The following is a 22,456-nucleotide window of genomic DNA, read 5'->3' as shown; positions in this document are numbered from 1 at the left end:
AAACAACGAGCGCACGCGGTAACGGATTAGCCGCCGTCTACGTTTCCACGTGGAAACCGGCCAAACGCATCCTTACGTCAGTCTCGACTCTCAAGGATCCTTGATGCCAAAAGCAGTAGGTGTTCCGGCGCGTCGGGCGACGCGCGCAGGGTGTCAAAATCATCTCTTGCGCCCTGAAAGTCACCAAGCTCCCACTTTGCAACGCCGCGAGCGAAGATAGGGTTCGCGGAAGTTGCATCCCTTACATCGATCAGATCGATCGCTGCCGAAAAGTCTTCGATAGCGTCACGCAAGTGACGGTTTCTTGCTTTGACCGTGCCGCGGTTGGTGTAACACTGAATTCGGACGTCCTTTGTCGCGCCCGGTAGCGCTATCGCCGAGGACAAGTCCTGGACGGCGCCCTTGCTGTCGCCTAAGTGCGCTTTACTCGTTCCACGGCCTTGGTACGCGCGCGCTACTTTTTCGCCGGGTGCCCCGGGCAGCTCGATGATTGCTGTGTAGTCGGCAATGGCTTTGTCGTGAGCACCCCGGCTCGCGAACATTGCGGCGCGGCCGACTAGCGCCTTCGCAACTTGTACAAGAGGCGCATCTGCGAGATCGATTGTCGCAGTGAAATCGCGAAGTGCGTCAGCGTAGTCACCGATTTGCTGCTTGGTCGTCGCCCGTTCGAACAGTGCCATCGCCATTTGCGGGGCAGGTGCATCAATGACTTCGATCGCTGATGAGAAGTCGACAATCGCCGGATTCGGTTCACCGCCGTTTCGCTTTCTGATACCGCGATTGATGAGTGCCTGCGTCACTTGTTCAACCGGGGCTCCAGCTAGTTCAATGACGGCGCTGTAGTCGGCGACCGCCCCCTCGTCGTCGTGGAGCCGGCCTTTTGCGTGACCGCGGTTGTGTAGAGCGAGCGCCCGAAGCTCTGCGGGGGTATCCGGATCCTCGGCCACAACGGTGAAATCACCGATCGCTTGGTGGATATTGCCTTCGCTGTCTTCGAGACACGCGCGATTGTAGCGGGCAATAGCGGACTGTCTTACCGGCAGGGCCGGCAGATCGATCGCGCTGGAGAAGTCGTTGATGGCTCCATTGTTGTCCCCGAGTTCTGCTCTGTTCATGCCTCGGTTGATGAGCGCCATGGCTATCAATGGGCTGATCGAGACATTTGCTCGGATAGCCTTCGTGTACGATCCGTCAAACTTTTCGTCGTTCACCCCCTCGAAGTCGCCAGACGTGGTTCGAGCCGCATCGATCAGACACACACACCTTGCATTGACTCCAATCTCGCGTGCACTCGGCAAACAGTGAATAAGCGCTTCGAGGAAAGGCTCGTCGTGCGCTTGGACGCCGGTGATGCACGATGCTGTCGCTTCAATGACCTCCTCGGACGCGCGACGAAATGCGGGAAGCTGGTTCCTGATGAACCACTGCTGTGCGGCCGCGCTACGCGTGTCGTGACCGTATGTCGGGAAACGTTCATCGGCCAACACTCCCAAGTCGATCAACTCGTTCACAGTGCTTCCTTCGTGTCCGGCAAGCAATATGCCTCGGAACAGCTCCCATGTCTCACTTTCCAGGCGCTGGAAAAACGCGATGCGTAATGCCAAGGCTTTGGACGATCTGTCCGGCAGCTTGGACAATAGTCGCTCCAGTTCGATATAGCGGAGCTCCTGAGCGTCGCGTGCTATCAAGCGAAGGTCTTCGCGCGTGCGAATAGTCCCGTGTTTTGCTTCACTCGACCAAAACGACAACACCCCCGGATAGCCATCGATCAATTCGAAGATGCGTTGTTCGGTTTCTGGAGCAGCTGCCGGCAATTGGCGCTTAACAAACGATATAAGCCGGTTGCGCTCCTCCTGCGTACTGGGGTCGATAACATCGAGCGGGAAGAGCAGGGCAGCACGATCAATCCGACACAGATCGCTAGCGTAGCGATACGCCGCCTCTGGCTCCCGTGAAGAATTGAGGTCAGGGTACCTGATCGCGACGAATATATGGACATGCGGCCAATGCTCGATGTGCTTCAAGAATGCTTCGAGGGTCGCGTGCTCGAATCGAACCGAAGGTGACTTTTCCCATGCATCAAGGAATAGCGCGATGCGGCGGCCGCTCATCTTGGCCACCAACTCTGTAAGTGCGAATGCTTCCTCGTATGGAAGCGGGGCAAGCTGAACACCACCGCTTAGCAGGTCCTTTTGAGCTTCGGCCAGACCGTCAAACGCTGCACGGACGATGCTTGCCACGCCTTCCGGCCCCCCTTTTGGCGCGAGTTTCTCGAAAAGGAGGCCAACCATTTTCCCGATCCGAGGAACGAGCTCACTGCTGTGGCGCTCCCAAAGACTAATCGCTTGCTCCCGCATCGTGGCGTCTGCCAACCAACGCGCGTAAAGGTCGGACACTGCATACAGAAGATGGCTCGTTTCGGAACCTTTAGACTCGTGATACCCAACGAGGAACTGGTCCTCATCGATGAGTGTCCGCGCGACTTCAGTCAAGGTCCAAGTCTTTCCCATCAGCGGTCTGCCTACCACAGCTGTAATTCCGCGCCGCGTCCCGTTGTAGCGAAGGCGACGAATATCGCGCGTCCGACCAAAGATTTGCTCACGGCGGTCAGGAAAAATCTCAGCCATTTTTAAAGTCTCGTTCTGCCGCTCTGAAGTTGGGAAAGTGTGAGGTTTCGGACGACGACAAAACGACGCGGTCAACGCAACAGCGAGTGCGTCGACGTACCGGCAAGCAACATACCAACTTAAGCGCGTAATTGAAAAGTGCTGGCGACCAAATAGGGCTTGGATCTTCGCGCGTTCGGCCGCCGCGGCGGTTCGATCGGCGTCAGTCAGCGCGTCGATCTCTGCAAGCCGCTGATGATCCCTAAGCGGCCGACCCGGCGCATGAAGCACAACACCGCGACTGGTCCCTCAAGTGGGCGGTCGTAATTTCGGAGCATAAAAAAGCCCGCTCACTAGGGCGGGCTAATTCCATGTCCGAGGGGTAGAACCATGGAGGAGGAGACGCTCCTCCAGTCGCAATCGTCGTACCTATCAGCCGTCTCAAGCTCAGTAGCCATAGTACGCGCGTCGACGTTCGTATTCTTGGCGCTCCCGCCATTCGCGACGCTCGCGCCATTCATGTTCACGCCACTCGCGTTGCCGCCAGTCCTCGCCATAGACGACCGGTGCGGGCGCTGTTTGATAGACAACGGCCGGCGGGGGCGGCGGGGCGTAATGAAGCGGCGGCGGAGGCGCGGTGTAGACGGGCGGAGGCGGCGGCACATAAACCGGCGGCGGCGCATAAACGGGTGCCGCGACAAAGCCAATGTCGACGCTGACATGCGCCGATGCACTGACGGACGCACTGGCAAGCACGATGCCGATCGCCGTGGCGACCAACCCGGTGAAACTGATCGCGCGACCGGTTGAGCGCGTCTTGGTGTTGCTGCTGACCATCTCGGCTCCTCGTGGTGACACCGTCTTTAACGCTTCGCCAAGGTTCCCGTGCACAAACGGAGGAGCGAAAGGGGCCTCGGAGTGCGAGAGACCGGTAAATACGACGACTTCATGCGTCGCTCCTTCAGGCGAGCATTAAGAAACGAGGGCGGCTGCCGCTAACACATCAGAGAACTTTGCCTCCGGAAACCTACGATGGTACGAAAAGAAATTGCGACGGTTGACCTCGTCGGAGTCCCCTTCGTTGTTGACGCATATGAGCTCGGGGAGGTCATCGCCCAGCATGAGAAAACGACCCAGCATCTCGAATCGACGAACAATCTTCGAGGTGACCTCGCAAGTGTCACGCTCGTCTCTAATCGCGCGCAGACGATCTGGCTACGGCGAGATGATGGAAAGGAATTCAGGCTGGTAGTGGGTGGCGTGACGATCCCCCATAGGACTGGACACCGACTTAAGGCCTTTTACGCCACTCGCCGAGGTGCCGACAAGGCAACACTGATCGCGGTGCAGAACCTGACGACTGGCGAGACTTTCGATACGGTGAATGAGCACCAACAACTGCCCGCCTTAGGTTTCATGGCGGTACCGCTGGTTGCACGGCTGGGGGCAGGTCTGATCGTCATCGGTACCGGCTGCGTTGCGTTGTTCGTCGGCTTTGTTTTCGCTGTGGCAAGTGGGGCGAGCCTTATGACCACCGCAGCGGTGATCTTCTTCGGGATTAATGCGCTGATCCTGAAGCAGAGCTTTACAGCGACTCGCCGGCTCAACGACGGAATTAAGGCGCTCGCTTCGATCGTGCGTGGTCATGCTCGCGCGGCGGCCTGACCGGCGTGATGTAGTAGCCGGCGATGGTAGGGTTATCCCGAATAGAGCAACGATTTGTTGCCTAATCCCTCATTAATCTTACGCGGACGCTTACCTATACTGAGATCACTGAAACGCAAACAGGGCTGTTTGCGAAGAACAAAGATCTGGAGGTAAGCATCATGAAACTCGCAACTCTTATCGTCGCCGCTGCACTCGCTGTTCCGGCAGTCTCGTCCTTCGCGCAGAGCGAACCGGTCACCCGCGCTCAAGTGAAGGCAGAACTGGTTCAGCTTGAACGCGCTGGATACAACCCGAGCATGGATCGCACGACGTACCCGGCGCAGCTCCAAGCTGCCGAAGCCAAGGTCGCTGCACAGAACGGCCAGAATAGTTACGGTGGCGTCGCCGACACTGCATCGGCATCGGGCGGCCCGGCTCACACCGGTAATAGCATCGCTCCGGTCTATTTCGGTCACTAATTGACCGAGCGGGCTAAGTAGCTCGCGCTAGGTACTAGAGAACTGGCCGCTGCCGGGATACCGCAGACGGCCAGTTTCCTTATTAGCACCTCCGCCACCGGCGTAGCCGATGGCTTGCCCAGCACCAACGGTCCTGGGCTTTTTTCTTTTGTGCTACGGAAAAAAGTGGTGAACGCATAATGTCGTGCGTCTCTGGAAGACGCTCGCTTGGGCACGACAATTCGAACGGACGAATAGACGCCCCTAAGGTCTCAACAGCCGGCCCGCCCCGTACGCCTTCAATACGCACAATTGACGCCGTCCGATGTTGTATGTACACTTTGAAGGCGTACAAATGCTTAAGGGGTCTGCTATGCCACGCACTACGGTTGAAGATAACCAGCGAATGAATCTACGGGTGCCCCCTGAGGTGAAGTCGCGTCTCGCACGAGCGGCGAGCCTTAATCATCTCGATCTGACTAGCTTCGTGACCCAAGCCGCGCTGCGCGAGGCGGATGCGGTGATCGCGGCGGCGGAGAAGATCAAGCTTTCAGAGGACAGCTATTTACGGGTCCTGTCTCTCTTAGAGAATCCGCCTGAACCAAACGAGAAGCTGCTTGCCGCCGCGAAGGCGATGCCGAAATCGGTATGACTTTTCCGGCGTGGCATGAGGAAGCGATAGCGAAACAACACGATCGGGGCGCTTTCGACTGCGCCGAAGAGGAGCTTAACGGCTATCTGAAGAAATACGCGCGACAGAACCATGAGAACGGCGGCGCTAAGACGTTTCTCGCCGTTGAGGACTCAACCGGCCGCATCCTTGGCTATTACACTTTGGCACCCTGTTCGGCCCTGTACGAAGAAACTCCCGAATCGGCTCGAAAGGGCTTGCCTCGCCATCCGGTGCCTGGCTTCCGCTTGGCGCGTCTCGCCGTAGATAAAACCGTTGGCGGGCGGGGCCTCGGTACTCAGTTGATACTAGCGGCCGGGCGTCGCTGCATCAGGGTCGCCGGCGAAGTCGGCGGTGTCGCACTGTTTATCGACGCAAAGAGCGAAAGTGTGGCCGAGTGGTACGCGGCTAGGGGGGCATTGCGTCTAGTGGGCGTACCGGAAGGCCTTCCGATACCGATGGTGATCCCGCTCAAGACAATCGCGGCCGCTTTGAGAGTTGCGGATCAGCTTTGATGGCGGAACGCATGGAACTGGGGCCGCCGGAGTACCGCAGACGGCCACTTTCCTTATTAGCTCCGCCACCGGCGTAGCCGATGGCTTGCCCAGCACTTAACTCGTCCGGGGCTTTTTTCGTTCCTGTTGATATGCGCCTTCGATCAGTGCCTGTTTGTTCGCCGCATCATCGGCAATCGGCTGTTGCGGCTTTAGCTCGTGGCTGATTGACTGTGCCGCCGCCGCACGACTTGAGTACCATCGCGCGTATCTGTTCAGGTTTCATTTGTTTCATCTCGCCGTTCTGATAGACGCCCTCGATTTAAAATGTGCCATACGAGCCTTCTCGAAACGCTTACGACAGTCGCGCGGCTCGTCTCGAGTTTCAATCGCCAATTTCAGACGGTTGGTGGGCATATCTGACACTTGTCCGGCCGTTGCAGGGGCGGGCGGTGTGGATTACCGGCGCACTGTACTTTGGACAGCGTGCATAGATGCATCAGCCAATGTGCCGACGTTACTTTTTGAGCCTCAGGCCAATAAAGCCGCGCAGACCAGTGCCTCCCTGTTTCTTTCGCTGGTACCCGAGTCGATGCAATCGCACCACCATCGCCTTAATAGTTGACGGTTCGACCGTGTCCGACGACCTCTGTGCAAGCCAGTGGTCGAACAAGGCAGTACTTGAAATGAAAGCAGCACTTGGAGAAGTCCGTCTGCGCACCCATTCTGCGAACTCATCGTCCAAAATGGCTGAAATAAGAGGTTCGATGCTTAGGGCAGCGGGTCTTTCGTAGAGGAGCTCGTCGCCGGCAACTTGGCGAATGATCGCTGCCGCTTCCCCGGCTTCGCAACGGAAGAATTCCTTCGCCTCGTGGCATATGGCCAAGCGACGATGCGCTTCCAGTTCTACTCGGGCGTAGTCCGAGACCAGAGCCCGGTACACGACTTCGTATTCGTACGGTACGCCCGTAGACGACAGGCCGTGAGCACGGGCATTAGGTATGTCACGGGTGCGCCCGACTTTTACAAGTTCGTGCAACCGTAAGCGCTAATTTGAGCGCACCGGCGCGCGCATGAATTTCGCCGAGCGCCGCAAATCTGTTGGCGTGGAAGCGTGACGTTTGCGTGTGATTTTCTTTGCTCAGCCGACGTCGATCGGAACCTGAGACTGCATGAACCGAAATGGCAGTAGGTCGCTTATGTCGGCGTCTTGTGCTCGTTGAGGCAGTTGGGTCAGTACGTGAAGCAGGTACGCGTATGGCTCGACGTTGCACGCGCGGCATGTAAGCACGAGACTGTAGATGACGGCGCTGGCTTTTGCTCCGGCGACCGTGTCGCTGAAGAGCCAAACCTTTCTGCTGGTGGCAAACGGGCGAATGTCCCGTTCCGCGATGTTGTTGTCCACTGGGGCTTGCCCGTCGCCGACGTAACGGCTGAGATACTCCCATTGGTTAAGCGTGTAGTTGATCGCATCGCCCAGCGCGCTTTCGGGTGGCACTTGAGGTGCTTGCTCATCCAGCCAAGCTTTGAATGCCTCAAACAGCGCAACGCTGTGCTGCTGTCGCAGTCGTAAGGTATAGCTAGCACGCGTTTCCCCGCTCGGAGGTTTCTCGCGCGCGAGTGCTTCGACGCGGTAAAGTCGCTGGAAGAATTCGAGTGCTTGCTGCGCGCGTTTGCCTAATTTCTTCTGCGTCTTCAGAGCATCTACGAATCCGCGTCGCGCATGAGCAAGGCAGCCGAAGTGGGTCACACCTTTGACTGTTCGCCAGGCGCTATAACCGTCGGACATCACCGCGCCTTTGTAGTCCGCGAGAAACGCCTGAGGGTATTGCTTGCCGCGTCCAGGTTGATAGTCGAACAACACTACAGGCTCTTCGCTATCCTGCCCGCTGCGGTACAGCCACATGTAAGACTGGCTTTGTGCGGCCTTACCCGGTTCCTTCAGCACCTGAACGGTCGTCTCGTCGCCATGAATCAGCGGCTGCGACAGCAACGTCTTGCGTAACTCCCGGTACAGGCGGTCGAGATGCAATTGCGTTGGCTTGATGACCCAGTGCCCCAGCGTGCCTCGGCCCACCGGAATGTTCGCACGCCCGAGCGCCTCTTCCATCCGATATAGCGGCGTGCCGTCGACGTATTTACCCGTCATCACCGTGGCGATCATGGCCGCGCTCGCCCGACTGCCTGGCAATGGTTGGGCCGGCATCGGCGCGGTAAGAATCGGCGTACGTTCAGCGACACGCTCGCAATGACGGCACGCATATTTGAAACGAACATGCTGCAGGACTGAAGCCTTCACTTCGATATGCAGTTGTTCGCTGATTTCCTCGCCCATACGATGCATTGCGTTGCTGCAGCAGGGGCAGATCTTCTGCTCCTCGGGCAAGTCGTACTCGATTCGCTGACGCGGAAGATCTGCAGGCAGAGGCTTGCGTCCTCGTTTGCGGCGAACAGGCTCGGCCGCCTCCGGCAGACCCGTGTCTGGTAAGTCGAGTTCGTCTACGTCCTCATCAAGGTCCTCAATGGCGATCTGCTCGGCCTCGTCGAACACCCGATCTTGGAGCTTCTCGCTGCTTGGCGCGAAGCGCTTGTGTTGCGCGAGCCGGAATTGTTCCTCGAGATGGCGAACGCGTTCGCCCAACTGGCGGTTGCTGGCCTCGAGCTCGCGTATGTAAGCCTGCGCGGCAGGAGGCAATTGGGAGAATTCGCGTTCATCCATGGTACCCACAGTAGCGAATGGCAACGCTCGATGGGTTTACGGAAATTTGTAACAGCTATTGGGACCGTCGCTTGCACGAGGCGCGCCGCATCAGCTCGTATGATGGTACTGCCGGGCCGGATGACGTCGGACAGCGTCGATGTCGATGCCGTCTAAAAGCCAATGCAGTTGCTCGGTCGTCAACTCGATCACGGGCTGCTTCCGGGATGGCCACACGAAATGGTCTGCCTCGAGGCGTTTCAACATCAGCCAGAAGCCCGAACGCTCGTACAACAAGAGCTTAACGCGGTTGCGCTTGCGATTATGGAACGCGAACACGGCGCGAGCGAAGGGGTCGAGCTGCATCGACTGCTCAACCAACGCCGTGAGGCTGTTGATTCCCGCCCTAAAGTCAATCGGTTCGCGATGCAAATAAACGCGGAGGTCGGAATCAAGGCGGAACATCAACGCTCTCCCAGCGCGGCGATCAAGGCCGTGACGAGCGGCGCATCGTGCCGTGAGCACTCAAGTTCGACTGTTACCCCGTTCGGGAGGTGCGCTGACAGGCGCGCCGTTGGTCGCGACGCAGTCGCAGGTTGCTTGGGACTCGATGACGCCGGCAACTTCGCGAGCTCGAGGGCGGGCTGCGTAGAGCCCGGTTCGATAGCAAGGACCGGGATGAAGGCCGCCGCTGACGGCTCAACCGTGTTTCGTGCTGCACGAGCAGAGTTGGCCTTCTCATGTAGCCTTATCCACTTGTGAAGCTGGTTTGCGTTTACCTGTGCCCTGAGTGCGAGTCCGGCAATTGACGCCCCCGGTCGCAAGCACGCCTGAATCAGTCGGCGCTTGCCTTCAGGGTCGTACCTTCGTTTGCCGTTGGAGCATTCTCGGATGACTCGGAGTGGCAGAAAGTCAAACTCATCGTCGCTCATGGTCTGCGTCCGCAATGTGGGTTGCGGACGCAATCGTCGCTCTTAACGCCTTTCGAAGAAAGGTGTGCTCGTTTTAGCGTTTACGTGCAACCTAGGGTTGGCGAATACGTAGACCCAACCCTCTTGCTTGGCTCGCTTTTCGATCTGCATCGATTTCATGCCTTTTAAGGTGCCGTCTGCTGTTGTCTTTTCTTTTCTCATTTCTGGTCCTTTAAGCAGTCAGCAGCTGTTCTACGGCGACAATCGCGGCTCGGTCTGTGCCCGATAGCACGGTTCAAGGGTTGACGGCCAATACCTGTGCAGCTGCGGCGGTTGTCCCCGCCTATCGGAGAGCGAGTCTCGGGCCTGTAACGCTCCGGGTCCATTTGCGGCTGACGACTTCGGGGGGGCGCTGCCAAAGTTTTGGACAGTCGGTAGCCGGCGTCAGTCGATTTGGGGCGAGTTATTAAAGAAATCGGCATCTCGGCCGTTATCGTCGGATTGACGAAGACCTGATCATCAAATATGCGTTCATTGTCCAAGACGGCGCTTCGCCGGATAACGCGCTTTGCGGCGGTCATCGGCGCAATCGCCTCGTTCAGCTGTGCGGCAGTCGGCGCCGAAAGGACCGCGGCACAGGAAGGCTGGATATCAGGCGCTCACGACGCTCCGAGCACGAAGGATTGGCAGCAACACGCCAACACAATGCAGATGTGCGCCGCTGAAGGCGCACACGCCGGAGCGGTTTGGCGGAACTTGAACGAGAGACGAGCGACCGGCGATGAGCAGATCCGGCTCTCGCCAAACAGTCTGAAGTCCGTCACTAGGCGAGCGGTGCGAGATTGGAGGTCCGTCGCAGCCGAAAGCATCTATGTTCGAGATCCGGTTTTTGAGGCAGCGCAGATTACCGCGGCGTGCATGGATGCAATGACACAATGAGCTTACCTCGCGACGGCCTCGCATTGCTGAATGCCGGCGTGATCTCAACATTGCTGCCGCTTCACGGCTTGAACGTAGATCGACTAGGATTTGGCTCTTCGACGTCGTGCCGGGAGGCTATCGACCATGCATCGCTACTCACGTTCGATCGATTCGAGATACGCATTGCTTGACGCATTGCCGAAATCGGCTAATGGTCGAACCACAATTCCTGTCCACTTCGTCGTCGCAACTCAGTGCCGCCCTCGTTGTTCCTACCAAGTTCCCCGTCTATCGGATCGATATCAACCTTAGCGCGCCGAAGTTTCAACCGTCTATCGACTGATCTTGCCAACGACGCACTAACCGGCGCGCGAGAGACGGACGTTGAACCGGCGAGGCAAGAGCGGGTAGGCGAGGGGCATGTCCGCAAGGCTCAGGCACTTGTCACGCAGCTCTTTCGCCGCTTCCCCAAACGCTCTCGTTGCTGATCTCTGAACCCGCAAACCTGTGGGCACCTCCGACGCAAGCCTCCGCGTCCTCGCCGGGCGGAGATAATTAATCACCGGCTACGGAGCCGAAGCCGACAGCAAGGCGTTGTGTCGGGCAGCAGAGCTAGGCACGCCGGTGGACATGCATCACAGCGCGCTACTCATGCTGGCCAAAGCTGCGCCCATTACAGAACGCATTCACGCCGCCGATAACCAGAACAGACGACAATAATCGGACCTAAGCGATGAATCGCAGCACCAAGGCAGCTATTACCATTCTAACCATCGCCGCAGCCGTCCAGACTCCTGCTAACGCCGGCACTGTCGCGTCAATACGCCTGGTCAATGATGGACATCTTGACCTTTCGGACGTAGCGTTCCCCGCCGTCGGCACGGACCTTGGTGCAGACGTGGTTCAGGCCTGCGGAGGCCAACGGATTGCCAAGGCGTGGGGAAACGGTAATGACCTCCATGGCTGTTGGACTGGAGACGGTGAAGGGCACGTGGTAGTCACCTGGACGCTCGGCCGCATAGTTCTCGGTAGCCACACTTACCCGATCGACAACAGCATGGTCACAGCCTATGGCCGTCAGCGTGGGTGGTCGGTCCGCTGAAGGAGGCAGTGCGGCAACAGCCGCAAATAGCATCACTGCGACTCGCCGGCTCAACGACGGATTGAAGTCGCCGGCAGCGCTCGCCCGCATCGTACCGGCGCGGTCCTTCGGCGGCATTCGGCGAGTCATTAAGGAAAGAGCGCCAGCGAAAACCGACCGATAGTGTGATACCTAGTTCGCGGGGACTAGATTGGATGTTCGTCGAGTTCAAGAGACGTCCGCTGCATCCAACCTTGAAATGATCTCGTCTTTTAAGCGAAGCCGATGGGTATGTCTGCGAGCCACGCTTAGGACCAAACAAACAACTGTTTTTTCAGATGATTAGTCGCCGGAGGGTCGATAGCAAATCGCGAGGTTCGTCCCGAAGTTTGTGCGGCGACCCACATAACGGTTCGTAAGTAAGCGATTACTATCCGCCCAAGGGCGCACAGCTTACCAATTCTTTCTAGTTCTCCAAGCGGTGTAGCAGACGTTCGTCCGTCGAAAAGTGATAAACAACGAAGCTATGTCCGGAGGGTTCAATGCGCAGCTTGCACCAGCGTTGCATCGGTTTCCCGCGTCCGTTTTTGGCCGTCACTCACGTGTCTCGTCGACCGCTTTCGCTGCTTGTACCGGTCGTGGTGGGTCTATGTGCGACAGGCTCTCATGCCGCACCGCCGCTCCCTCAAGGTGGCCAGTTCGTTGCGGGCAGCGGGTCCATCGGGGCAAAAGGATCGTCGCTGACGATCAACCAGAGCTCGACGCGCGGGATCATCGACTGGAACAGCTTTTCGATCGGCAACGGCCATACGGTGAACGTCAACAACGGCACTGGCGCTACGTTGTCCCGCGTCACAGGCACCGATCGTTCAGTCATTGACGGTAGTCTCAAGGCGACCGGCAGTTTCTATCTCATCAATCCGCAAGGCGTAGTGATCGGCTCGAACGGCGTCGTGACCACCGGTGGGCGTTTCGTCGCATCCGCCCTTGATGTAAATAACGACGCATTCATGGCGGGAGGCGATCTTACTTTCGCAGGCAAGGGCAACGGTTCCGTCATTAATCTGGGAAAGATCAGCTCGACGGGCGGCGATGTTTTGCTCATCGCGCCCGCCCTCGTTGAGAACGATGGTTCCATCAGCGCGCCCGGTGGATCGGCAGAGCTTGCGGCGGGTAATAAGGTGCTGGTCCGCGATTCATCCGCAGCGGCCCAGACCTATGTTGAAACGACGAGCCACGGCGATGCAGTGAACAAGGGCAACATCGCGGCGGCACAGATCGCTCTTCAGGCGGCCGATGGAAACGTGTACGCGCTTGCCGGTAAAAACGCGGCGTTGCGCGCGACCGGCACCGCCACACGCGACGGTCACGTATGGCTCGTGGCTCCAAAAGGCACGACGCACGTGCACACACCGATCTACGCGAGGAACGCGGACGGTAGTGGGGGCACTGTGGATACGACTGGCGCCGCGCTTCATCTTGACGACGCGGACGTCCACGCCGCGCAATGGAACCTGAATGCGCCCGTTTTCAACGTCGGGCCGAGCACCACCGCCACTTTGCTGAAGCAATTGAATCAGGGCACATCGGTCCAGCTGAGCGCGACGCAGGGCGACATCGTGCTCGAGCAGACGATGCGCTGGGAGGGCGATGCGTCGCTGACGGCCAACGCGAATCGCTCCGTTACGGTCGGTCCAATCGCGACACTCGCCAATTCTGGCAAGGGCAATCTCACGTTGCGCGCTGACGCCAGCGGTAGCGACAACGGCGGCAGTGTGACCAATCGCGGCACCATTGACTGGACGAAGAGCACGGGCATCGTGTCCGTTTTGTATGACATGACCGGCAAGTGGACCCCTGGCACGGTCCGGACCAATAACCGCTGGAGTGCGACTCCGTTCAGTGGACTCCAGACTCAGGTGACTGCATATCAACTGGTCAATTCATTCGACGACCTTCAAAAGGTTTCGCAAAACCTGACCGGCAACTATGCCCTAGGCCGTGACCTAGATCTTCAGGGCGCGCCCACGATCGCCGGCGGAATAGGGGTATCAAGCCAAACCGGCTTCGCAGGGCAGTTCGACGGCATGCGCCACACCATCAGTAACATGCGGGTGGATGATCCCGAACAAGGAGGCAACGGGTACAACGGTTTGTTCTCGGTTATTGGACTGACCGGAGTCGTGCGCAACCTGAGCATCGAGAACGGGAGCGCACAAGGAAATGGTGTCACGGTCGGCATGCTTGCGGGGTTGAATCGCGGCCTGGTGACTCACGTATCGACTTCGGGAGGTGTAGATGCCATTACCGCAGGGCTCGGGGCTGGCCTAGTCGGGGTCAACGAAGGCGTGATCGAGCGATCGTCGAGTAGCGCCGGTGCGTTCTCGAATAGCGCGGCAGCAGGATTCGTTGGCGTGAACTCCGGATCGATCATTCAGTCCTACTCGACCGGCTCTGCCAGTGGTGCGTATCGTTCCCAAGCAGGCAGTTTTGTTTTAACGAATCGCGGCACAATTACCCAATCCTACTCAACCGGTAGTGCGGACTCCGTCTACGTAGGGGGGCTTGCGACTGACAACTCCGGTACCATCCGCGAGTCCTTCGCTTCTGGACCGGTGACCGCCCTTTCTCCCGGGATGGGAACTCAGGCGGCAATTTCCTACAGCAACACTGGCCACATCGCTGACAACGTGTTCTGGGACGTAAAGGGCACAGGGAACACCGTTGGAGTCTTCACCGGCACTCCGGTGCCGGCCACTAATGGATTGACGCCTGCCCAAATGAGCACCGCCTCAAGCTTCGGCCCGACCTGGGACTTCAGCAAGAACGGCGTGTGGGTCATACCTCCAGGAGGCACGCATCCGATTCTGAGGTGGCAGACGGCTTCCCAGTGACGGAACCGCATCGCTCTGGTCTATTCGGTCACCGATCGATTGATCGAAGAGGCTCGCGATCAGATTCATCGAACTGGCCCTTGCCGGGATACCGTTGACGGCCAGTTCTCTTATCAGTACCTCCGCTAGCGGCAGATCGATGGCTTTCCCAGCACCGATCGGTCTGTGTTTTTCTCGTATGTGTCTAGGGGAAAAGGATAGCGGCGATGTCTCGGGCGCTGTGCAGGACGTGAAGTACGTCAATGCGCTCGGGGTGCCCGGTGACACGGTAGAAAATCTGGTAGCTGCCGTGAACGCGATGTCGCACGCCTCGATCTTCGTAACGCGGCACGAGCGGGTAGGCGAGGGGCATGTCTGCGAGGCTCATGCACTTGTCACGCAGCTCTCGAACGAAGCTCAAAGCACGTCGTGGATCGTCGCGGGCGATGTAGCCGCCGATGGCCTCAAGCTCCGCCTCGGCGTCAAGAAGGCCCAACGCCGCTGGATCGTGCACGACCACGCAACGATCCGAGGAGAAAAAGCCCGCTCACAAGGGGCGGGCTAATTCCGCGTCCGAGGGGGTAGGACGATGGAGAACACACTGTTCTCACCACAATCGTCGCACCTATAAGCCGATCAAGCTCGGTAGCCGTAGTACGCGCGGCGGCGCTCGTACTCTTGGCGCTCCTGCCATTCCCGTTATTTCTCGTTCGGCCTCCATGAACTATCTTATGCTGAAGTCCTAGACTTAGACCACCTTAGTAATTGACGCGCATGCATTTAACAATAAGGATCGGTTGACGGGGAAAGCGTTGGAGAACGGTTCAGTTAGGAGAAGTGGTGAAAAGCATCCGCCGCGTCTTGACTTTCATCGGCAGGCTGATTGAGCCAGTCAAGTACCTATGGCCTTGGTTTTTGGGCGATAGCATCCTGGCAATTTTCGTTACTTCGCCTCAGGGAGTCGCGATCTCCACAAGCCCTGCGTATGCTGGATCTTGGCTAGAAGTAGACCTCGTCATTTGTTTTGTCAGCTTAATCGCCGCCTTTTCGGCTGCAACCAACCTGGTCGTCGCCCGGGCCCGCCGAGATTTGCGTATAGACGACAGGAAACGTTTCGGGATTGCGGGGTTGATCATCGATGGCGTTTGGGTGACAGTGGTCGCTACACTGCCCAGCGTTCTGTTAGCGATATCAACGGGAATCCCGTTTGTCGTCGCGTCGTTGGCTCTGTTGGCGCTCACCGCCTCCTGCCTTACTTGGTTAGTTGTATCGGAGAACGATTCTCAGTCTGTCGCCCAAAGAACTCTTAGGGCCGCTAGACGACACAGATTTTGGTTTGCTGCTGTTATTGCCATTGTCGCGATGATTCCGCTATGGCTAGGTGCATTGATCGCGGCGAGGTGGCCGGCGGAACTTAGCGGGCTCGGCCCTTCTTTGACAATCCTCGTCGGAACCAGCTGTCTTGCGACGGTACTCGCATGTATCTTGATCGCCCTGCCGCTGATCATAGGTTTGCCGTGGTCGGGAATCGCTGTCGTCGGCCTCGCAGTTGCTTTCAATTTGAAAATGTCGCCTGTCTTCGATGCGCCGGGAACGGGAGCGCATGCGGAAAGCAAGGAATCACGGTCGCAATGTATGGAAGGGAAGGGTAGGCCTGGGGATCTAAGCGGGTTCAGAGAGAGTTTTGGACGGAGGGGACTGCGGATCAGCGCTTCCGAACCCGCGTATATGGTAAGTGCTGAAGGGGGAGGCATTAGGGCCGCATACTGGACTGCTACGACGCTCGCCCAGCTTGATTTAGAGACAGCCGACGCGTTCAGTCGACGCGTCTTCCTGCTGTCGGGCGTGTCTGGCGGAAGTCTCGGCGTCGCAACGTGGCTCGCTGCAAGAGAGAAGGCCGGTTCAGTGCCTAGCGAACGCATGAAGTTGATCACCAGTTTCCTTAGTTCGGACTTCCTGTCGCCCCTTATTGGGGGGTTCCTATATCTCGACGTCCCGCGTCTTATCTTCGGAAGACTGTGGTTCACTGCGCGAAGAGACCAAGCCTTTGAAAAGGCACTCGCGTCGCGTTGGCGGGAAGTTGGCGGCACTGATTTTTTCGACCGAGAATATTTTCGTCTATGCCTTAGGTCCTTTGGGGATAGCCCACCCGATGTTGTGTTCGGTTCTACCGACGCGCTGACCGGTACGCCCGTACAGCTTACAGCAGGCGACGATCGGAGCTTTGAAGGAACTACGATCGAGCATGCGTCCGTGGCCGAAGCAGTACACCTAAGCGCACGATTCCCGTTCCTCTCCCCCGCGGCGGAGGTCGGGACAAACGCCGGCAAACTTTGGAGGTCGTGGCATCCGTCCGACGGTCCGTCGTCACGGGAGATCTTCCAGAAGGGCTTTGACCAAGCAACAATTGATGCCACGAGCCTCCCAGAAGCTGAGGAACTGAGACGCTCTGGTCTGGGAGTCTATATTCGGACAGCCGTATTGGTGGACGGCGGATATGTTGACAATAGCGCGTTGGCGCCTGCACTCCGGATATTGCGAGACAGAAAGTTTTGGATCAAAACAAATTCCCCGGGAGCTAAAGCCGACGCGGATATCCCGATACGTCTGGTGCATATATCGAATGATCCGGGGCGCCTTTGCTTGCGAGAATCGCCAGGTGATCCCACCAAAGCAAGCCAGCGGGTAAAAAGGTTCCTCGACGTCAGCGGACAAAATCCACTTTGTCGGTACGATTACGACGAGCTGGAGGGCTCGCTTTCCGCTTTGCCGTTTGGATGGTTGACGACCCCCATCCAAACTTTGTTAGCCGTCCGCTCGCAACAAGGCGCTGCTAAGAGTGAGGCATTGGCCGAGCAAATCCTTGCCCCGGCAAAGAGCCCGGTAAAGAGCGTCGGTTCCGCGCCCTTGGTAGGCAATGAGCAATGGTCTGAATTCTCGGTAAAAACCTCCATATACGATGCCCTTAATTTGCCGGACTTTGGCGATCGAATGGCATCTCTGCCGACGATCAACCGTCAAGAGGTAGCAACGATTCGCTCTACCTTGTTTGCACAGGAAGCCCAGATGCGCCGACAAACGTCTGCTTACCAACGTACTGGCGCTCTGGAAGGAGCTGCACTAACCAAATATCTGCGGCAACTGGACGAATGGCATGCATCCATCAACGAAGTGTTCGCGACGGACAAGGGTTGCGATGCGGCAAAGAAGCCGGAGTCGCCTCCGCTAGGGTGGGTCCTGAGCCGACAAAACGCGAATGAGTTGAATTGCCTGAGAGCATTCGCCGCCCGTCGCAATCTCAACCTAGTGACACTCCCAGCCGTCCCGTCGACTGTACCTGTGAAGCCTTTGGACGCTGCCACGGCGCATTGAGCGGGGCACTGTCACGACAATGTGGTTGAAGTTGGACACCCGTTGGCGATCACGTCGAGCCGCAGATCTCACGCTGCAGAAGCGAAGGCAGCGGTTTTTAGTGAGAGAGGCGACATAAGACAAAAGCGCTTAATTAGTTTTTGCACGTTTCTCGTTCTATCAGACGAATCTATCGTGCGACGGGATCAAAATAAAGCATTTCCAATGAAGGGGGCGAGCAGGCGAACTGGAAAGAGCGAACCTTCGTCTATTGAGCATCATTCCGTGGAGTTGCTTCCTTTCGGACGACGGTAAAAGGTCGCGGCCTCACGCAGCATCCGCTGCTTCTCGGCTTGAACGTAGATCGACGTCGTCTGCAGCGACGCGTGTCCGAGGATCCTCTGAACCACGTCGAGCGGCACGTCCTCAGCCGCGGCGTGTGTGCCGAACGTATGGCGAAAGGCGTGTGGCGATGTGCCCGCCAGTAGCTTTATTTCCTCCACCGACAAGTCCGTGCTCATCTCGGCAATCAGCCGCTTCATCCCCCACTCGATCATCTTGTTGATGCCATCGACGTGGTAGGCGAGGGCGGTTCCGTCGGCGTACTTCTTTTGGCCTCGCATTGTCCGAGGAATAAAGAGCGTCGATAACAGCGGGCCGTCTTTCGCCGTTTCAAATTCCAGCCCGCGATCGCGCCAATGCGCCGTCAACGCCGCAATGGTCGCGGGGCTGACCGGAACTGTCCGTTGTTTGTTGCGCTTGCCCACGACGGACAGTTGCCAGATCGCTTCTTCGTCGTCGCCGTGATGCGTCGGGGACATCGCTTCGCGCCTCGCGTTGACCAGCTCTTCTCGACGCAGGCCCGAGTCGCCGCTCAGGAGCAGCGCAACCCGGATCGAGCGCCAATAGGCGCCGTCTACCCGGCCGCACTGCGCGTCGATGTGGGCGCGGATGCGCTGCCACAGCGCGGGCGTCAGGGCGCGTTCCACCTTGATCAGGTCTTCACGTTGTACAACGATCGGATCGGAGACGGCCGTCCACGGATTGCCGGCGAGGTAGCGCACGTTGACGAGCCACGTAAAAGCCGCGCGCAAGGCCCGCACCGCATACCTCTGGCTTTCTGGACTCAGTTCCGCGGTCGCGAATGGCTTCCAGCGGCCGCTGACGCGCGACGCGCGGGGACCCACGAAGTCGGGCGCGGGCGCGCGCAAGAAGTCTTTGTAGGCCTCGCAGTCGTCGGCCAGCAGCGAGCTTAGGGGTTTGCGTCTCACGGTGACCGACCAGAGCAGGAAACGCTCGAGTTCCTTGGTGTAAGCGCGGAGCGTCTTCGGTTGATCGCGGTAGTGATGGAGGTACGCCCGCACGGCGTCCAGATCGTGGCTCGCTCGGATGTACGGAAAGCTGCTATGGCGGTTTATGCCGTCGGCGCCGGCGAGTTCGTGCGCCAGGCTCAGCCGTTCAAGGGGCACAAGGGCGCGCGAATCCGTATCGATCGTTACGAGTTCCGCCTCGGACGCGCGGAGAGGATCGTCCAGCACGACGTCCGCTGCGACGTGCAGCCCGAGTTCGGCCTCATGCCGCCGCAGCCAAGAGACGACCCGCTGCGCGCGGCCCGGTCCGATGCGCGGCACCGCCCGCCACCAACTGCCGCCTCGGCGGTTACAGAAGTCCACCAGTTCGGCCAATGTGCCGATACCTGCGTCTTTCAGCCGTCGCGCGACCAGCGGCCGGAACCACATGCCCACGCCGTGCGTCGGTTCGGGCTTGGCAACGGCCAACAGCGCCGCCTGTTCGACCATCTTGAGCGTCACGGCCGTCAGCTTCGCGCTGCCGTGCGCTTTGGCCGAGGACTTCAGGTGATCGGCCAGTACCGACGAGCCGTGCTCGAGCGCCAGTTCGACCAACTCCGCCTGCATATGCCGCAGGAACGACTCGACCCAGCCGGGCGTCGCCTCGTTGCCATCGTCGTCCTCGGAGAAATACAGCCGCGTGATCGTCGCGGCAGGCACGCGCTGGACGAACGCCCGCAACGCGGCGAAGTGATTGCGCGTGTACGCGGCGCGGCTTTTCGTGACGGTTTGTGGCTTGTTGGCCATGGCGGCGGCTTCTTGTCGTGGTTCGGAGGCCCGTCGGGACGGGGCGTAGACGCCCTACCCACCGATTTTACCCATTAAACGTAATCCTGATAATACGAGTTATCAGGATTAGGCAGGGGTCGTAGTAGAATGTGAACTTCCTAAAAGCGCCGCGCCTCAATGTCACCGTCTAACCAAAACGATGCAACAAGCGTCTTCCTTGCGTGTATGCACGGCGAGCACGTGCTGGACGATGCGTTACGCGATATTCTGGCCCTCTCGGCTGAGTTCGCGGCCTTGACTTCCACGGATGACCGTTTCGAGGCACGTACCGATGCACCTGGTTACGTTTATATGCGTCGCGGCAGTGTTGGTTTTAGCGTGCCGTACTACCTTGCCCCGGTGTGGCCAAGCAACAAGACGCTTGCGGCGATTGAGGACGTGCTCCCTTTGGTTCGGATGAGCGACGGGAGTTGCTTTTGTTTAAGCGGAAGCTCAACCTTCCTAGGAGTTGTTAGCTCAATCAGTGACATTGATTGCTGCGAATATTTCCTAGGAGACGGCAACGCGCTGTTCACCGCGCTAGAACATACCAGCCGGAACACGACGGAAAGTTGCCTACTTGTCACTTACAAGATTAAGGGCAGGGACGAGGGGGTAAAGAAGCAGCGTCCCTTCGGCTTGAACGGAGGCATCGAGGTGTTCTTGGAGTCGAACGGAATCCAAAATTACGACGATCTACAGTCGCTGAAGCTAGACTTTGTTGCGTCCTTATCTGGCTTCGGAGTTTTGGCGGTTACCAACCTGGTTGTACCGATGTCCGACGCATTAGACGAACAAGGGAAGATTAGCTTCCAGTACCAGGAGGCAGTGGCCCACTGTGATACATCGGCGCCGCTTCGTGGACTCGTCCAACCAGCCGACCTCGGAAGGTACCTGTGTTTCTTGGTCGACGACGCGAAGTCATACATCAAACAAGCGCATGAGGCCGCTGGCGCTGGTCGCCACACGGACACGTTCACCTTCGCGGTCAAATCCCTTAAGCGGATGATGTCATGGCTTGTAATAATCGACCCGGACGGCAATTGGGGCGCAATCGCAGACGAGTTGAACAATCATCACGTTCAAGCATTCGCAAGCGCAAAACGCGCTGAAGAAGCGCGCTCCCTGCTTGATACAATAGGCGGTGAGATACATCCGGAATCGGTTCGTCGTCTGCGCCGCGAAATACCTACATTTGCCCTTTCGCGTATTAACGAAAAAGAGGCATCATTGATGCTAGGGCTGGCAGACGATACGTGGACTAAGGTGCAGGATATGTCAAGCCGTCCAAGGGGGGAAGCAACGTGAGCAAGGACGCAGAAAAGGCGAAGATCGATAAGATCATAGAATTAGCTTCGTCGTTGATTCCCGGGGGGGGCAATCTGACGCCTTTGGCCCTAGGGAAGGCGTCCCCCGAGGTCATCGACGGAACGCTAGCACGGCTGGTCGGTTTAACGAAAAAGTTGGAGCCGCACCGGACGCTGCTGGAAAACTACAGAATTCCGACCGAGCGGCTAGAAGTGCACCGCAGATCGATGGCCGACGCATTAAGCAACATCAGGCACGCACGTGCGTCAGAGGCGAACAAGGAGTTCCTGCAGACCGAAACTCGCGTCGCTAACCCTCCTTACTCACCGCATATCGTTAGTTATGGGGAGCACAGGGTTAAAGAGCTGGTAAGGGCAGTTACTCGCCCAATCCGGAAGCGGCCCGGTATCCAGCGACCATTCAATGTTGCATTACAGAAGAAAAGGCAGCTCCAATCGCTTTTGCTTGAAATACCGTCTAACGTATTGGCGTCAGTTATCTCGGACCAAACCGGAACGGCAGAGGCAGACGTTAAGCGGGTGATTGCCGCTATTACCGATGACAAGCAGCTACTAGGCGTGACCACCAAGGTCGCGAAAGTCAGCAGCGCGGCCGTCCCAACGAAAGGGATGCGCAAAAGTTCGCTCCGTCATCAGAAGCGGCCTACTCGGACCAGTCTCGGCGCTGGCACAACCGTGAAGCCCCTTCGAAACAAGGACCGCTGAGCGATTCACTCCCCTGGCGCGCGCTGATGACAGCCGCCCGTCAACTGCACGCTTGGGGAGACTTGCCGCACAATTCAGGTAATTCGACCTACCCCAACTGGCCGCTTTGGGCGCGTCAGCATGAGACTTTTGGCCCAGCGGCTTGACGCTTAGGGTGAATGTTGACCGGGCCTTCCCAATGCCTTTGTCATCCCAGGCTTCTCACTTCTTCTCTGTCGTAGAACGCAATAAAACTGTCAATCCGGAATCGAGGCGGCAGCGGGATCTACGGCTGGGAATTGACGAGTTTAATACCAATCCGAACGAAATAAAGTCGTCAATTCGCATAAGTCCGCATTAAATTCGCCAATTCGCGTCCTAGACTTCGAATTTTCTCCGTAAGTCACTGATCTTATGGACAAGATTCTGGAATATCAGCCGATCGCGCTGGACCGTCCCCGCGGCGCTCATCGTCTGGAAACGTTCAGCCTGAAGGCGAACCGACGGTTAACGCTTTGCCCCGATGGGCGGGCAAATTCCCCCACCTTTGGGCACCTCAAAATCCCCCACCTAGAGACACGCGGAGCATGATGCTGACGCGGTCTGGCAGGACGTTA

At 58.1% G+C, this 22,456-nt stretch carries 17 protein-coding genes; 8 read left to right on the top strand and 9 right to left on the bottom strand.

The features are described 5' to 3' along the window. Positions 1–77: 77 nt before the first annotated feature. Together QCE69_RS38080 and QCE69_RS38075 are read right to left on the bottom strand one after the other, a co-directional pair. Positions 78–2,627: a tetratricopeptide repeat protein gene (locus QCE69_RS38080; RefSeq protein WP_309935980.1), complete on the bottom strand. Its 2,550-nt coding sequence runs from the start codon at positions 2,625–2,627 to the stop codon at positions 78–80. A 426-nt stretch (positions 2,628–3,053) separates the two neighbouring features. Beyond that, positions 3,054–3,443: a hypothetical protein gene (locus QCE69_RS38075; RefSeq protein WP_309935979.1), complete on the bottom strand. Its 390-nt coding sequence runs from the start codon at positions 3,441–3,443 to the stop codon at positions 3,054–3,056. A 195-nt stretch (positions 3,444–3,638) separates the two neighbouring features. Here QCE69_RS38075 and QCE69_RS38070 point away from each other — a divergent pair, with 195 nt between their 5' ends. The 4 genes from QCE69_RS38070 to QCE69_RS38055 all read left to right on the top strand — a co-directional run bounded on the left by QCE69_RS38070 (position 3,639) and on the right by QCE69_RS38055 (position 5,896). Next, on the top strand, positions 3,639–4,271 hold the full coding sequence (locus tag QCE69_RS38070; RefSeq protein WP_309935978.1) for a hypothetical protein: 633 nt from the start codon (positions 3,639–3,641) through the stop codon (positions 4,269–4,271). A gap of 161 nt (positions 4,272–4,432) precedes the next feature. Beyond that, positions 4,433–4,732 (top strand): DUF4148 domain-containing protein, encoded by a 300-nt coding sequence (locus QCE69_RS38065; RefSeq protein WP_309935977.1) that lies wholly within the window; start codon positions 4,433–4,435, stop codon positions 4,730–4,732. A gap of 352 nt (positions 4,733–5,084) precedes the next feature. Continuing rightward, positions 5,085–5,363 (top strand): DUF1778 domain-containing protein, encoded by a 279-nt coding sequence (locus tag QCE69_RS38060; RefSeq protein WP_309935976.1) that lies wholly within the window; start codon positions 5,085–5,087, stop codon positions 5,361–5,363. Then, positions 5,360–5,896 carry a GNAT family N-acetyltransferase gene (locus QCE69_RS38055; RefSeq protein ID WP_309935975.1) on the top strand — a complete coding sequence of 179 codons (537 nt, stop codon included), beginning with the start codon at positions 5,360–5,362 and terminating at the stop codon, positions 5,894–5,896. Before QCE69_RS38060 ends, QCE69_RS38055 begins: the two co-directional genes overlap by 4 nt. A 496-nt stretch (positions 5,897–6,392) precedes the next feature. Here QCE69_RS38055 and QCE69_RS38050 read toward each other — a convergent pair whose 3' ends face one another. The 5 genes from QCE69_RS38050 to QCE69_RS38030 form a co-directional block, all read right to left on the bottom strand. Continuing rightward, on the bottom strand, positions 6,393–6,914 hold the full coding sequence (locus tag QCE69_RS38050; protein WP_309935974.1) for a GIY-YIG nuclease family protein: 522 nt from the start codon (positions 6,912–6,914) through the stop codon (positions 6,393–6,395). Positions 6,915–7,016: 102 nt separating this feature from the next. Continuing rightward, on the bottom strand, positions 7,017–8,594 hold the full coding sequence (gene tnpC / locus QCE69_RS38045; protein WP_309935973.1) for an IS66 family transposase: 1,578 nt from the start codon (positions 8,592–8,594) through the stop codon (positions 7,017–7,019). 90 nt (positions 8,595–8,684) lie between these two features. After that, a complete protein-coding gene (gene tnpB / locus QCE69_RS38040; protein ID WP_008348826.1) occupies positions 8,685–9,038 on the bottom strand; it encodes an IS66 family insertion sequence element accessory protein TnpB in 354 nt (117 codons plus the stop codon). Further along, positions 9,038–9,505 (bottom strand): IS66-like element accessory protein TnpA, encoded by a 468-nt coding sequence (gene tnpA, locus QCE69_RS38035; RefSeq protein ID WP_244815365.1) that lies wholly within the window; start codon positions 9,503–9,505, stop codon positions 9,038–9,040. The genes tnpB and tnpA overlap by 1 nt, the downstream gene beginning before the upstream one ends. Before the next feature lie 1,717 nt (positions 9,506–11,222). Then, a complete protein-coding gene (locus QCE69_RS38030; protein ID WP_309935972.1) occupies positions 11,223–11,624 on the bottom strand; it encodes a hypothetical protein in 402 nt (133 codons plus the stop codon). 404 nt (positions 11,625–12,028) lie between these two features. On the opposite strand from QCE69_RS38030, the gene QCE69_RS38025 reads away from it, so the two are divergent. After that, a complete protein-coding gene (locus QCE69_RS38025; RefSeq protein WP_309935971.1) occupies positions 12,029–14,380 on the top strand; it encodes a filamentous hemagglutinin N-terminal domain-containing protein in 2,352 nt (783 codons plus the stop codon). A gap of 184 nt (positions 14,381–14,564) precedes the next feature. Here the strand turns inward: QCE69_RS38025 and QCE69_RS38020 are convergent, their stop codons facing one another. Beyond that, complete coding sequence (locus QCE69_RS38020; protein ID WP_309936006.1) at positions 14,565–14,855, bottom strand: type II toxin-antitoxin system RelE/ParE family toxin; 291 nt, start codon at positions 14,853–14,855, stop codon at positions 14,565–14,567. 344 nt (positions 14,856–15,199) lie between these two features. Here QCE69_RS38020 and QCE69_RS38015 point away from each other — a divergent pair, with 344 nt between their 5' ends. Next, entirely contained in the window at positions 15,200–17,731 is a 2,532-nt protein-coding gene (locus QCE69_RS38015; protein WP_309935970.1) for a patatin-like phospholipase family protein, read from the top strand. Between the two features lie 257 nt (positions 17,732–17,988). On the opposite strand, the gene QCE69_RS38010 is transcribed toward QCE69_RS38015, so the two are convergent. Beyond that, entirely contained in the window at positions 17,989–19,806 is a 1,818-nt protein-coding gene (locus QCE69_RS38010) for a site-specific integrase (RefSeq protein WP_309935969.1), read from the bottom strand. A gap of 222 nt (positions 19,807–20,028) precedes the next feature. Here QCE69_RS38010 and QCE69_RS38005 point away from each other — a divergent pair, with 222 nt between their 5' ends. Beyond that, entirely contained in the window at positions 20,029–21,135 is a 1,107-nt protein-coding gene (locus QCE69_RS38005) for a hypothetical protein (protein ID WP_309935968.1), read from the top strand. Beyond that, positions 21,132–21,860: a hypothetical protein gene (locus tag QCE69_RS38000; protein WP_309935967.1), complete on the top strand. Its 729-nt coding sequence runs from the start codon at positions 21,132–21,134 to the stop codon at positions 21,858–21,860. The genes QCE69_RS38005 and QCE69_RS38000 overlap by 4 nt, the downstream gene beginning before the upstream one ends. Positions 21,861–22,456: the final 596 nt, after the last annotated feature.

It is taken from the genome of Caballeronia sp. LZ032 (assembly GCF_031451315.1).
Classification (GTDB): domain Bacteria; phylum Pseudomonadota; class Gammaproteobacteria; order Burkholderiales; family Burkholderiaceae; genus Caballeronia.
The sequence above is the reverse complement of the archived record's forward strand: the minus strand, read 5'-3'. Positions and strand labels throughout refer to the sequence as shown.

Bases quoted from the DNA above. Each gene is read 5' to 3' on its own strand.
- QCE69_RS38080 (WP_309935980.1), bottom strand. From the start codon at position 2,627: ATGGCTGAGATTTTTCCTGACCGCCGTGAGCAAATCTTTGGTCGGACG.
- QCE69_RS38075 (WP_309935979.1), bottom strand. From the start codon at position 3,443: ATGGTCAGCAGCAACACCAAGACGCGCTCAACCGGTCGCGCGATCAGT.
- QCE69_RS38070 (WP_309935978.1), top strand. From the start codon at position 3,639: ATGGTACGAAAAGAAATTGCGACGGTTGACCTCGTCGGAGTCCCCTTC.
- QCE69_RS38065 (WP_309935977.1), top strand. From the start codon at position 4,433: ATGAAACTCGCAACTCTTATCGTCGCCGCTGCACTCGCTGTTCCGGCA.
- QCE69_RS38060 (WP_309935976.1), top strand. From the start codon at position 5,085: ATGCCACGCACTACGGTTGAAGATAACCAGCGAATGAATCTACGGGTG.
- QCE69_RS38055 (WP_309935975.1), top strand. From the start codon at position 5,360: ATGACTTTTCCGGCGTGGCATGAGGAAGCGATAGCGAAACAACACGAT.
- tnpC (WP_309935973.1), bottom strand. From the start codon at position 8,594: ATGGATGAACGCGAATTCTCCCAATTGCCTCCTGCCGCGCAGGCTTAC.
- tnpB (WP_008348826.1), bottom strand. From the start codon at position 9,038: ATGTTCCGCCTTGATTCCGACCTCCGCGTTTATTTGCATCGCGAACCG.
- tnpA (WP_244815365.1), bottom strand. From the start codon at position 9,505: ATGAGCGACGATGAGTTTGACTTTCTGCCACTCCGAGTCATCCGAGAA.
- QCE69_RS38030 (WP_309935972.1), bottom strand. From the start codon at position 11,624: ATGCCGCCGAAGGACCGCGCCGGTACGATGCGGGCGAGCGCTGCCGGC.
- QCE69_RS38025 (WP_309935971.1), top strand. From the start codon at position 12,029: ATGCGCAGCTTGCACCAGCGTTGCATCGGTTTCCCGCGTCCGTTTTTG.
- QCE69_RS38010 (WP_309935969.1), bottom strand. From the start codon at position 19,806: ATGGCCAACAAGCCACAAACCGTCACGAAAAGCCGCGCCGCGTACACG.